Origin of the sequence: Hymenobacter saemangeumensis (assembly GCF_039541835.1) — a bacterium.
Taxonomy (GTDB): Bacteria; Bacteroidota; Bacteroidia; order Cytophagales; family Hymenobacteraceae; genus Hymenobacter; species Hymenobacter saemangeumensis.
The window spans coordinates 16,897-28,548 of sequence record NZ_BAABGZ010000001.1 but is presented as its reverse complement, the minus strand read 5'-3'; the positions used below and the strand labels follow the sequence as shown (position 1 = coordinate 28,548).

The 11,652-nt window shown below is 62.7% G+C and carries 12 protein-coding genes; 2 read left to right on the top strand and 10 right to left on the bottom strand.

Features of this window, described 5'->3' with window-relative positions; all coding sequences use genetic code 11:
* Positions 1-207 precede the first annotated feature (207 nt).
* Positions 208-1,737, bottom strand: coding sequence for an aldehyde dehydrogenase family protein (locus tag ABD919_RS00095; protein ID WP_345232639.1), 1,530 nt, complete (start codon positions 1,735-1,737; stop codon positions 208-210).
* A 264-nt stretch (positions 1,738-2,001) separates the two neighbouring features.
* On the opposite strand from ABD919_RS00095, the gene ABD919_RS00090 reads away from it, so the two are divergent.
* The gene (locus ABD919_RS00090; RefSeq protein ID WP_345232637.1) at positions 2,002-2,925 is read left to right on the top strand and encodes an AraC family transcriptional regulator; all 924 of its coding nucleotides are present in this window, start codon (positions 2,002-2,004) and stop codon (positions 2,923-2,925) included.
* 84 nt (positions 2,926-3,009) lie between these two features.
* Here the strand turns inward: ABD919_RS00090 and ABD919_RS00085 are convergent, their stop codons facing one another.
* The 3 genes from ABD919_RS00085 to ABD919_RS00075 all read right to left on the bottom strand — a co-directional run bounded on the left by ABD919_RS00085 (position 3,010) and on the right by ABD919_RS00075 (position 5,069).
* Positions 3,010-3,939 (bottom strand): bestrophin family protein, encoded by a 930-nt coding sequence (locus ABD919_RS00085; RefSeq protein ID WP_345232635.1) that lies wholly within the window; start codon positions 3,937-3,939, stop codon positions 3,010-3,012.
* Between the two features lie 83 nt (positions 3,940-4,022).
* Entirely contained in the window at positions 4,023-4,469 is a 447-nt protein-coding gene (locus ABD919_RS00080) for a hypothetical protein (protein WP_345232633.1), read from the bottom strand.
* Between the two features lie 57 nt (positions 4,470-4,526).
* Positions 4,527-5,069, bottom strand: a complete 543-nt coding sequence (locus tag ABD919_RS00075; RefSeq protein WP_345232631.1) for a GreA/GreB family elongation factor — start codon at positions 5,067-5,069, stop codon at positions 4,527-4,529.
* A gap of 103 nt (positions 5,070-5,172) precedes the next feature.
* Here ABD919_RS00075 and ABD919_RS00070 point away from each other — a divergent pair, with 103 nt between their 5' ends.
* Positions 5,173-6,390 (top strand): MFS transporter, encoded by a 1,218-nt coding sequence (locus ABD919_RS00070; protein WP_345232629.1) that lies wholly within the window; start codon positions 5,173-5,175, stop codon positions 6,388-6,390.
* Here ABD919_RS00070 and ABD919_RS00065 read toward each other — a convergent pair.
* The 6 genes from ABD919_RS00065 to ABD919_RS00040 all read right to left on the bottom strand — a co-directional run bounded on the left by ABD919_RS00065 (position 6,387) and on the right by ABD919_RS00040 (position 11,614).
* Positions 6,387-6,788: a DUF6463 family protein gene (locus tag ABD919_RS00065; RefSeq protein ID WP_345232627.1), complete on the bottom strand. Its 402-nt coding sequence runs from the start codon at positions 6,786-6,788 to the stop codon at positions 6,387-6,389. The two genes, ABD919_RS00070 and ABD919_RS00065, sit on opposite strands and share 4 nt — an antisense overlap.
* 188 nt (positions 6,789-6,976) lie before the next feature.
* Positions 6,977-7,837: a dTDP-4-dehydrorhamnose reductase gene (rfbD, locus tag ABD919_RS00060; protein ID WP_345232626.1), complete on the bottom strand. Its 861-nt coding sequence runs from the start codon at positions 7,835-7,837 to the stop codon at positions 6,977-6,979.
* Positions 7,838-7,991: 154 nt separating this feature from the next.
* On the bottom strand, positions 7,992-8,915 hold the full coding sequence (locus ABD919_RS00055; RefSeq protein WP_345232624.1) for a TIGR03915 family putative DNA repair protein: 924 nt from the start codon (positions 8,913-8,915) through the stop codon (positions 7,992-7,994).
* 99 nt (positions 8,916-9,014) lie between these two features.
* Positions 9,015-9,929, bottom strand: coding sequence for an alpha/beta fold hydrolase (locus tag ABD919_RS00050; protein WP_345232622.1), 915 nt, complete (start codon positions 9,927-9,929; stop codon positions 9,015-9,017).
* Between the two features lie 80 nt (positions 9,930-10,009).
* Entirely contained in the window at positions 10,010-10,285 is a 276-nt protein-coding gene (locus tag ABD919_RS00045) for a hypothetical protein (RefSeq protein ID WP_345232620.1), read from the bottom strand.
* A 60-nt stretch (positions 10,286-10,345) separates the two neighbouring features.
* Entirely contained in the window at positions 10,346-11,614 is a 1,269-nt protein-coding gene (locus ABD919_RS00040) for a putative DNA modification/repair radical SAM protein (RefSeq protein WP_345232641.1), read from the bottom strand.
* Between the last annotated feature and the right edge of the window lie 38 nt (positions 11,615-11,652).

The window sequence follows — 11,652 nt, the reverse complement described above, 5'->3', positions numbered from 1 at the left end:
GGTCGAATACTTCAAACCTAGCCTGTTCACGCCGAACAGACTTTTTTTCTGCCTCATCTATACCCCGCAACTTAGGTTAGCTAAGCATCTTGCCGGCGGCAGTAATCCTTTTTGATTGGGTTTACGCTCGTGGCAGAGATGCTTAGCCAAGCGGACGCCAGGTGAGCACGACGTTCTTTTTGGCTCAATATCGACTGAGCCTACGGCCTAGAAGAAGCCCAGCTTCTGCTGGCTGTAGCTGATGAGCATGTTTTTGTTCTGGCGGTAGTGGGCCAGCATCATCTTGTGGTTTTCGCGGCCGAAGCCGGAGGCTTTATAGCCGCCGAAGGGGGCTCCGGCCGGGTAGTCGTGGTAGCAGTTTACCCACACGCGGCCGGCCTGCAGGGCGCGGGGCACCTCGTACAGCTCGTGCGCGTCGCGGGTCCAGACGCCGGCGCCGAGGCCGTAGAGGGTGTCGTTGGCAATGGCAATGGCTTCTTCCGTGGTTTTGAAGGTGGTGACAGCCAGCACCGGGCCAAAGATTTCCTCCTGGAAGATGCGCATCTTGTTGTGGCCCCGGAACACGGTGGGCTGAATGTAGTAACCCTCGGCCAGGGCACCGTCTTCCTGGGTGTAGGCTTCACCGCCAATGAGCACCTCGGCGCCTTCGGCCTTGCCGATTTCGAGGTAGCTCAGGATTTTCTCGAACTGGTCGTTGCTGGCCTGGGCGCCCATCATGGTGTCCATATCCAGTGGGTTTCCCAGCCGGATGGCCTTCACGCGCTCCAGCACGCGGGGCATGAGCTCGTCGTAGATGTCTTCGTGCACCAGCATGCGCGAGGGGCAGGTGCAGATTTCACCCTGGTTGAGGGCAAACATCACGGCGCCTTCAATGGCTTTGTCGAGGAAGTCGTCGTCGGCATCCATCACCGACTTGAAAAAGATGTTGGGCGACTTGCCGCCCAGCTCCATGGTGACGGGAATCAGGTTTTCGGCGGCGTACTGCATGATGAGGCGGCCGGTGGTGGTTTCGCCCGTGAAGGAAGCTTTCTGAATGCGCGGCGACGAGGCCAGGGGCTTGCCCGCTTCCAGGCCAAAGCCGTTCACTACGTTGATGACGCCGGCCGGCACCAGGTCCTCAATCAGCTCCATCAGCACCATGATGCTGGCCGGGGTTTGCTCGGCGGGCTTCATCACCACGGTACAGCCGGCGGCCAGGGCCGGGGCCAGCTTCCAGGTGGCCATGAGCAGGGGGAAGTTCCAGGGAATAATCTGGCCCACCACGCCCAGCGGCTCGTTGATGTTCATCGACACGGTGGTGGCGTTCAGCTCGGTTACGTTGCCTTCTTCGGCCCGAATCACGCTGGCGAAGTAGCGAAAGTGGTCGATGACCAGGGGCAGGTCGGCGTGGGTGGTTTCGCGGATGGCCTTGCCGTTCTCGACGCATTCCACGGCGGCGAGGTGGGCCAGGTTTTCCTCGATGCGGTTGGCAATGCGGTTGAGGATGTTGCTGCGCTCGGTGGCCGAGGTCTTGCCCCAGGTCCTGAACGCATCGTGGGCGGCATCGAGGGCCAGCTCAATGTCTTCCTTGCCGGAGCGGGCCACCTTGCAGAAGGCCTGCCCGTCGATGGGCGAGATGTTGTCGAAGTACTGGCCCTTGACCGGGGCTACCCACTTGCCGCCAATAAAATTGTCGTAGTGCGACTTGAACTTGGGCCGGGCCACCAGGGTGGTTGCTTTTTCCAGGATTTCTGCCATGATGCTTGTGCTTGGATGGGAATTGAGATGAGTTAGCTTGCACCAAAGCTACCCGACCCAATTGCTGGGTTACATGCAGAATCGTCGCAAGGAAAGCACAGGATTGTCGCAAGTTTTTACTACTCCCGGCCAGGCGCGCCGCTGCTGCTGGCTTTTAGCTGAAAACATGTTAATTCGCTGCCGGTTGCCCTTTTAAGTGTTGCCCTTCTGGCCGGAAACGAAGCCGGGCTGCACTGGCTGCGTCCATGCTTTTTCCTATTCGCTATGTCGCCCGTTCACCTGCCCGCCCCCGTGGCTCTGCACCGTTCCGACCAGCTGACCACCCTGGTGGAAAACCGCACCGTGTACTCCCTCGATGCCTTTGAGCTGAACGTGTTTGAAACCCACCAGGCGGCCAGCCGCGTGCCCCTGAGCCTGGGCAGCCTGGTGCTGACGACCATGCTGCGCGGCAAAAAGGTGATGCACCTGCCCGACCGCCCGGCCTTCGACTACCTGCCCGGCGAATCGGTCATTGTGGGCGAGGACCGCACCATGGAAATCGACTTCCCCGAGGCTCGCGCCGACAGCCCCACGCAGTGCCTGGCCGTGGCCATTCCCACCGACACCATCCGCCGCACCGTGGACCTGCTCAACGAGCGGTACCCGCGGGCCGAGTCACACACGCCCTGGCAGGTTTGCGAGGCGGCCCATGCCCACCTCACCAACACGCCCGAGCTCACGGGCACCCTGGAGCGGCTGGTGCAGCTCTCGCAGGCCAGCGACGCGGCCAAGGACGTGCTGGCCGGCTTCACCCTGCAGGAGCTGCTGGTGCGCCTGATGCAAACCCAGGCCCGGCAGCTCATCTTCCGCGACTATGCCCGCCACCTCACCACCCACCGCTTCGCCCACGTGGTGGGCTACATCAAGCAGCACCTGGCCGAGCAGCTGACCGTGGAAAAGCTCAGCGACATGGCCTGTATGAGCAAAGCCACCTTCTTCCGGGTGTTCAAGCGCGAGTTTGGCCTTACGCCGGTGGAGTTCATCATCCGCGAGCGCCTCAGCGAGGCCAAGCGCCTGCTGCGCCAGCCCCTGACCACCGTAGCCGACGCCTGCTTCCGCGTGGGCTTCAACAACACCGGCTACTTCCAGGCCATCTTTAAAAAGTACGAGGGCATCACACCCGGAGCGTATAAGAAAAGCCTGGGCTGAGGGGTGCAATGCCGGCGTACCGTCGCTGTCAGAACCAGGGCGAAGCCTGTGGTCATCCCAGTCTGGCCAGCCCATCAGCCAAACTTAATACACCACGCTGTACTGCTCGGCGGCCAGGCTTTTTTCTTCTTCGGTCACGGGCACACCCAGGATTTCGTGGATGTTGATGCGCATGCGGGTCGACATCTGGGTGAGGGGCAGGTCGTTGCTGTCTTTGCCGAAGGGCTCCTCAATCTCGTCGCCAATCATTTCCACGCCCAGCAGGGCGTAGGCCCCAAACATGGTCACGGGAATGGTCAGCAGCTGGTAGGTGTCGAGCAGGTTAAAGGGCATGATAAAGACAAACACCGAGATAAAGCCCTTGATGAAGAAGCTGTACGAGAACGGTATGGGCGTTTGCTTGATGCGCTCGCAGGCCCCGGCCACGTCGAGCAGGGCTTCGTGGTGGCGCTGAATGGTGAGCAGGTGGGTGGGCAGAATCAGCTCCTCGCGCAGCAGCTGCTCGTGAAACTCCTGCAACAGGGCCGAGATGCGGGAGGGCACGTGGCCGACGTGGCGCAGCTGCTCCCGGAAGCCCGCCGTGGGCTCGTCGAGCCGGTCGAACTGCACGCCGGTGCGCAGGTGGCCATCGAGGGCAAGGGGAAAGCTGGAAAGCAGGCGGGCCAGGTAAGTCCGGCGCTGCTGGTCGTGCACGGGCAGGCGGGCGTGCAGCAGCACGGCCAGGTTGCGGCAGTTGTTGGTGAGGTGGCCCCAGAGGCGGCGCCCCTCATAAAACCGGTCGTAGGCCGTGTTGGTCCGAAACACCAGCAGCAAGCTGAGCATAATGCCCAGAAACGAGAAGAACTCCTTGTCGACCGTGATGTGGTCGTGGTAGTGGAAGTACATGTCGGAGGCCGTCACCAGCGTGGCGTAGGCCCCAATCCAGAGCACGCGCACGAAGAGCTTGCGAATGATGGCAGAGGACTTGAGGTGAATAAATGCCTCCCACCAATCGGCCGATTTGTAGATTATCATAGCAGAGCAGGCAGCGCGGCCCGGGGCGGGCTGCTGGTTGTAGGGTGTGGTTATGGCCCGCCAAGATAGCTGCCGGCCCCCAGCTAGGGCTGCCCGGCCGGCCGGCTGGCCGGGCTTTCGGCCTGCTGGGCCTGGAGCAGCCAGGCGGTAGCGGCGCTTTCCTCGCTGGCATAGTGCAGCCGGTAAGGCAAGGCAGCGTCGGCGGCCGTCACGCGCCGCTGAAACTCTTCGGCCGCCGGCAGGTGGGCCGGCGCAATCAGGTAGCTGAAGTACAGCAGCCCGCCGAAGTGGGCCGACACCAGCGGGGCAAACTCGTCGAACATCCAGCGCGTAATGGCCGGGCCGGAGCTGGGCCGGCGGCGGGCGTCGAGCAGCCAGAAGCGGCATTGGTTGACGTCGGCGGCTTCGAGGTGGCGGTAGATGCGGCGGGTTTCCTCATCGGTGGTAATACCCAGCCAGCGCACCACTAGGATGTGCAAATCGGGGCGGTAAGAAAGGTCGACCAGCGAGGTGGGGGAAGGCAGCTGCATAAGGCGAAGGTCAGGAGTTTGGGTGAAGGCGCGCAGGCCCCAATCGTGCTGAGGGACTTATCGGGCGGCGGTTTCGGGGGCAGCCTCGTAGCTGATGGCGGCCACTTCCACTACTTCCTCCTTGGGGCCGAGCTTCAAAGTTACGGTTTTGCCCAGCCGGGCCCCAAGAACTGCGCGGGCAATAGGAGCCACAAACGCCACTTTGCCTTCGGCCACCGAGGCTTCGTCGACGCCCACAATGGTGAACACCCGCTCCTGGCCGGGCTTGCCGCCGCTCACGGTGCGCAGCCGCACGGTGGCCCCAAACCGCACCTCCTTAGCCGGCTGCCCGCGGGGGTCCACCACTTTGGCGCTGGCCAGCCGCTCGGTGAGCAGGGCAATGCGGCCGTTGTAGAGGGAAAGCTGCCGGGTGCGGTCGGTTTCGTTTTCGCGGTTGGCTTCGGCCAGCGCCCGCTCGGCTTCGAGGGTGCTGAGCTCGGCCCGCAGTTGCTCCAGGCCCCGCGGCGTCACGTAGTTGGGGCTGCCCGGGGGCAGGGCCGCCCGCGGCGGGATGATGGGCGGCTGCTGGGAATCGTCTTCTTTGGTAAAACCTCGGCTCATGCTGTTTTCTAACGCAAGGCCAGCGGGCGGGTTACTGCGCACGCGTAACCATTCCCGCCCCCGCTCTGTTAGCCCAGGCTCCGCCTGCCCTTACTGCCTTTACGTGACTTCTCCTTCCTCCGCTACTGCGGCGCCGGCCCGGCCGGCCGGCCTCTCCCCGGCCCTGGTCTGGCTCATGGCCCTCACCTGCGGCCTGGTGGCCGCCAACATCTACTACAACCAGCCCCTGCTGGCCGACATCGGGCGCACGTTTGGCCTGCGCGACAGCGGCGCGGCCCTGGTGGCCACGGCCACGCAGCTGGGCTACACGCTGGGCATGCTGTTCATGGTGCCCCTGGGCGACAAGCTGGAGCGCAAGCGCCTGATGCTGCTCATGCTGCTGGGGGCGGCCGCCTGCCTGGTGCTGGCCGCCCTGGCGCCCACCTTTGCCGCGCTGGTAGCCGCCAGCGTGCTGATTGGCTTGTTTTCGGCCGTGCCGCAGCTGCTGGTGCCCATGGCTGCCCACCTGGCCAGCGAAGAAAGCCGGGGCCGGGTAGTGGGGCGCGTAATGAGCGGCCTGCTCATTGGCATCCTGCTCTCGCGCACGGTGAGCGGCTACGTGGGCGCCCACTTCGGCTGGCGCAGCATGTTTGGCGGCGGGGCAGTGCTGATGGTGCTGCTGGTAGCCGTGCTGGCCCGCGCCCTGCCCACCGACCGCCCCGCCTTCACGGGCACCTACGGCTCGCTGATGAAGTCGCTGCTGACCCTGACGCGCACCCAGCCGGGCCTGCGCCGCGCCGCCCTGGTGGGCGCCTGCCTATTTGCCTCGTTCAGCGTGTTCTGGACTACGCTAACCTTTTTCCTGGAGGGAGCCTACCGCTACGGCAGCGACGTCGCGGGCTTTTTCGGCTTGATTGGCGCGGTTGGGGCGCTGGCTGCGTCCTGGGCCGGCAAGGCGGCAGACCAGCGGGGGCCGGACTACGCCATTACCCGGGGCATTGGGCTGGCGCTGGCCGCCTACGCGGTGCTGGGCCTGGGCGGCTACCATCTGGCCGCCCTGGTTGTAGGCGTGATTTTGCTGGATGTAGGCGTGCAGGCGGCTCACATTTCCAACCAGGCCAGCATCTTCGGGCTGGTGCCCGCAGCCCGCAGCCGGCTGAATACGGTGTACATGACGGGCTACTTCATTGGCGGCTCGCTGGGCTCGGTGGTGGGCGGGCTGGCCTGGGCCAGTGGTGGCTGGGCGGGCGTGTGCCTGGCCGGAGCTGGCTTTGCGGGGGCCGCGTGGCTGGCTAACCGTTTCTACGGAAGGACGCCGGTCGCCGGCCCTCCCAGCGCTTAGGCGGCCATTCCCTCTGCCACGGCCGGCCTTGCTTTTCTATTGGCGTAGATAATGAGAACAGCCTGGGGCAGCACCAGCCAGAACCCGGACGCAGGCATAATCAGGCAGCCAGCCACGGACAGCAGCAGCAGGCAGTACCCCAGATAGGCCGGCACCGGCTGCTGGCGCAGCTTTATTGCATCCTGCATCATCTTACCCAGCAGCAGCATCAGGAAGCCCGAGAAAAGAAACCAGAAGATGGCGTTCCGGTCCATTTCGGCGGTGCCGGGGCCGATGGTATTCACAAAGCCGGCGGCGGCCATGGAAGCCAGTACCGGCCAGCCGGCCAGCAGCCCTACTGCATTGTGGATGATACCGGTAGCAATCAACAGGGTGCCGCTTTTTTTCCAGAGCTTCATTCGGAGTAACTGCATTAAACGGATACGATGCCACCAGCTGGCTTCACGCAGCCCGAGGCTTCTGGCAGCAAATAAACAGCAGCTTTGCTATATCCGCTTGCATCTGCCTGGCAACTGATACCCAGCAGGCAGTACCGGGCGCCGGCTCTGGCCTTGGAATGCCGGAAACCCGAGTCCCAGGCAGCGGCTCAGCTCAGCGTGGCCAGCCGGCTCAGGCACACCTGCAGGCTGTGCCGCCAGTGCGGAATGGCCAGGCCCAGCTGGGTTTTAATCTTGCTCTTGTCCATCACCGAGTATGCCGGGCGCGTTGCCTTGGTAGGGTACTCGGCCGTGCGAATGGGCACCGTCTTCACTGCCGTCTGGCTTATCTGGAAGATGGCCGTGGCGAAGTCGTACCACGAAGTCAGGCCCTCGTTGCTGTAGTGGTAGGTGCCAAACGCCTGGCTGCCGCTATCGATGATGGTGAGGATGCAGCCGGCCAGGTCGATGGCGTAGGTGGGCGTGCCCACCTGGTCCCAGATAACGCGCAGCTCCTCGCGCTCCCGGCCCAGCTTGAGCATGGTTTTCACGAAGTTGCCCGCATACTCCGAGTACAGCCAGCTGGTGCGCAGAATGAAGTAGCGGCCGGTGTATTCGGGAATCACCAGCTCGCCTTCCAGCTTGGTGAGGCCATACACGCTGAGGGGAGCCACCTCGTCGGTTTCTACCAGCGGCTGGTTGCCGGTGCCGGCAAATACGAAGTCGGTGGAAATCTGAATCAGCACCGTGCCGTGCTGTCCGCAGAACTGGGCCAGGTTGGCCACGCCGTCGCGGTTTACCCGCCGGGCCAGCTCTACTTCGTCTTCGGCCTTATCAACGGCAGTGTAGGCCGCGCAATTAATGCAATAGCTGGGCTGATAGCGGGCAAATAGTGCCTGCAGCCCCTCGGGGTTGAGAATGTTAGCTTCTGCCTCGGGAAGAAACACCAGGCTGGTGCTGCCCCGCTCCTGCGCAACCTGCGCCAAACACTGCCCTAGCTGGCCCGAAGCTCCAAAAACAAGTATGCTCATTATAATGTGCTGATTATTTGATGTGCTGATGTGCTACTTTAACAAATGTGCGCGAGTGGCTTTTCAAAAAGTAACGAAGACGTTGCGTCAGCTGGCTAAAATGGCATAGTCGTAAAACCAGCACATCAGCACATCAACGAATCAGCACATCAGACTATTCCAGCCGCAAGTTAGCCTCGCCGGGCGGGCGCTTGTTGGCAATGGGCTCGAAGCGTGTTTCGCGGGGCTGTTTTTCGCTGAGGTAGCGCCAGTAGCGCAGGGGCATGTGGCGGCGGTGCAGCTTGAGGTTTTTGCGCTCGGGAATGTTGACGTGGTCGAAGTAGGCCTGCCAGAGGTGGCGGAACAAGGGCTCTCGCTCGTCGAGCATGGTGGCCGACACGGCCGCGCTGCCGGGGCCGGGGCTGCTTTCCTCAAAGCGCACCACGTCGGTGCGCTGCAGGTCGTAGTAGAGGCCGTAGTGACGGCGCTGGTCGTATATCAGCCAGCGCTGGTCGGCGTAGCGCCGGGTGAAGTGCGCGGCAATCAGGGGCAGCACGTCGAAATCGGGCGAGATAGTGGCGTGAAACAGGCCGTCGGCATTTTTCTCGAAGCGCACGAAGGCTTCCATGCGGTGCTTTTCGCGAAACATCTGCTGGGCCAGGCGCTGCACCCGGCGCACGTCGTCGTGGGCGTAGTGGCCGGCTATGTCCTGGCTGGTCCGCATGGCCAGGTCGGCGTAGCGGAAAATCAGCAGCTCGCGGTCGGGCTGCTCGCTCAGAAACACGTGAAACAGGCGGGTGCGGGCTTCCTCGTCCATGTGGCGCAGCAGGCCGTCCCACACGCGGGCGGCAGTGGCGTCGTGGGTGTCCACGGCCACCGGCGTCACAAACAGCCCCCCCTGCTCCTGCCCGCGCACCTGAATGCTATTGGGCGCCGCCTTGCGGTCGTAGATGGTAAAGAGCACCGTGAGCAGGCCTTCGAAGCTGCCGTCGTAGGTGTAGTCGCAGGGCGCTGCGCTAAGCTCTGGTACCGGCCGCCGCGCAGCGGCCCGGGCCGGTACAGCAGTTGGCGAGAAGCGGCGCGGCGTGAGCTTGGACATGGAATGTTGAGAGCTTAGACGTTAGACATGAGACCTTAGACATGAGAAATCGGCAGAACACTCTAAGGTCTCATGTCTAACGTCTCATGTCCTTTAAACCTACTTCAGAAACTCCAGCAGCAGCTCGTTCACTTTTTCGGGCTCCTCTTGCTGTACCCAGTGGCTGGCCGGCAGCAGGGTGAGCTTTCCATTGTCGCACCACTCCAGGCTTTGCTGGGCCAGCTCGGTTTTCAGAAAGGCATCTTTATCGCCCCAGATGATGTGAACCGGGATTTTCACCCGGCCGGTGGGCAGCAGGTCCAGGGCGTGGCGCATGGCGGCGCGGTACCAGCTCAGCATGCTGTGCATAGCCCGGGGCTGCTCCCAGGCCGCCACGTAGGCGTCGATGTCGGCCTCGCTGAAGGTGCCGGGGCGGCTGCTGCGCAGCAGCGCCTGCCGGGCTATCCACCAGCGCCGCGCCCGGATAGCCACCTCGGGTAGGGACGGCAGCTGAAAAAAGAATATGTACCAGCTTTTGCGCATCTGCCCGCCGTTTTTGCGCAGGGCCCGGGCCATTACCCGCGGGTGCGGCACGTTGAGCACGGCTACTTTGCGCACCACGCTGGCGTGGTGGGCGGCCAGGTGCCAGGCCACGGCCGCGCCCCAGTCGTGGCCCACCACCGAAGCCGTGCGCCGCCTGGCAGCATCAATCAACCCGATTACATCCAGGGCCAGCTTGTCCACGGTGTACTCGTGCACGGCTTCGGGCTTGTCGCTGAGGTTGTAGCCGCGCTGGTCGGGCACCCACACGCGGTAGCCGGCCCGGGCCAGGGCCTGAATCTGCTGGCGCCAGGCATACCAGAACTCCGGAAAGCCGTGCAGCAGCACTACCAGGGGGCCATCGGCCGGGCCGCACTGCACCACATGCAGCCGGATGCCATGGGTGAGCACGGTATGGTGTTCGAGGTCGTATTCGTCGGGCATGTCAGGCTTTACCGCAGTCCAGCCCGGAAAGTTGTGCTTCACTTTAGACATGAGACGTTAGACATGAGACCTTAGAAAGTTCTTATGCCAGAACGATTCTAACGTCTCATGTCTAAGGTCTAACGTCTCCTTTAAGCCGCTTGCTGGGCATCTTCGCCCATTCGGCTCAGGGCTTTGGCGCGGGCTTCGTCGTGCAGCTGGCGCACCAGCGGAATCAGCTCACTGATGCGGCAGCAGCACGAGAGCCGCGTTACCTTCTCCGACTGCGGCTCGGCCGCCACGGGCACGGCCTGGCGGTGAATCACCTTCATAACGGAAACAAGGACTTCGTGCTGGGCACTGCCCAGGCCGCGCTCCTGCCGGGGCAGGTCGTGGGGCAGCACAATGGCTTTGCGGTTGGCTGACATGAGAAAAGGAACTGCGCAGCTACTCATTGTTCACTGCTAATTGTTAATTGTTAACTGATTTTAAGAGGCCTGGGCAAATAAGTCGAGCTGCTGGGTAACCAGGGCCGAGCGCACCGAGCCGGCCCCGAACAGCACCTGGCGGCGGATGCCCTGCTCGTCGAGCTCGCCCAGGGCGGGCTGCTGGGCACCGCGGCAGGTCAGGAAAAACTTGGCGCGCTTGAGCACCACGCCCATTTTATGCAAATGCTCCATGGTAAGGCTGGTAAAGCGGCGGGCCTGCACGATGCGCTTGGCCGAGCGTGCCCCCACGCCGGGAATGCGCAGGATTAGCTCGTAGTCGGCCGTGTTCACATCTACCGGAAACACGTGGCGGTTGCGCAGGGCCCAGGCTAGCTTGGGGTCAATTTCCAGGTCGAGGTGGGGGTGGGCCGGGTCCAGGATTTCGTCGGCTTCAAACCCGTAGAAGCGCATCAGCCAGTCGGTCTGGTAAAGGCGGTGCTCCCGAATCAAGGGCGGCTGGGTTACCTGGGGCAGGCGGGCATCGTCGGTCACGGGCACGTAGCCCGAGTAGTACACGCGCTTGAGGCCATAGCCCTGGTACAGCGAGTCGGTGAGCTTGATGATTTGCAGGTCGGTTTCCTGGCTGGCGCCCACAATAAGCTGGGTAGTCTGGCCCGCCGTGGCAAAAGCCGGCACCTTCTTAAACAGCGACTTCTCTTCCTTATTCTGGATGATGTTGTCGCGAATCTGGCCCATGGGCGTCAGAATCTCCTGGTAGTTCTTTTCGGGCGCCAGCGTGGTCAGGCTCAGCTCCGAGGGCAGCTCGATGTTGACGCTGAGGCGGTCGGCGTACAGGCCGGCTTCCTGAATCAGCTCCTCGGAGGCGCCAGGAATGGTTTTGACGTGGATGTAGCCGTTGAAATTGTGCTCGGTGCGCAACTTTTTGATGATGCGCACCAGGCGCTCCATGGTATAGTCGGGGCTGGAAAAGATGCCCGAGCTCAGAAACAGCCCTTCGATGTAGTTGCGGCGGTAGAAGTTGATGGTAAGGTCCACTACTTCATCCACGGTGAAGGCGGCGCGCTTTACGTCGTTGGAGCGGCGCGACACGCAGTAGGCACAGTCGAAGATGCAGTGGTTGGTGAGCAGAATCTTCAGCAGGCTCACGCAGCGGCCATCCTCGGTATAGGAATGGCAGATGCCCATGCCTTCGGTGCTACCCAGGCCTTTGCTTTCATTTTTTCGCTTGCCGCCGCTGCTGCTGCAGGAGGCATCGTACTTGGCCGCATCAGCTAATATGCTTAGTTTTTCCTGAATTCGCTCGTTCATGGGCAGGGCCTGGCTTTCGGGCTTAAAATTAATGAGAA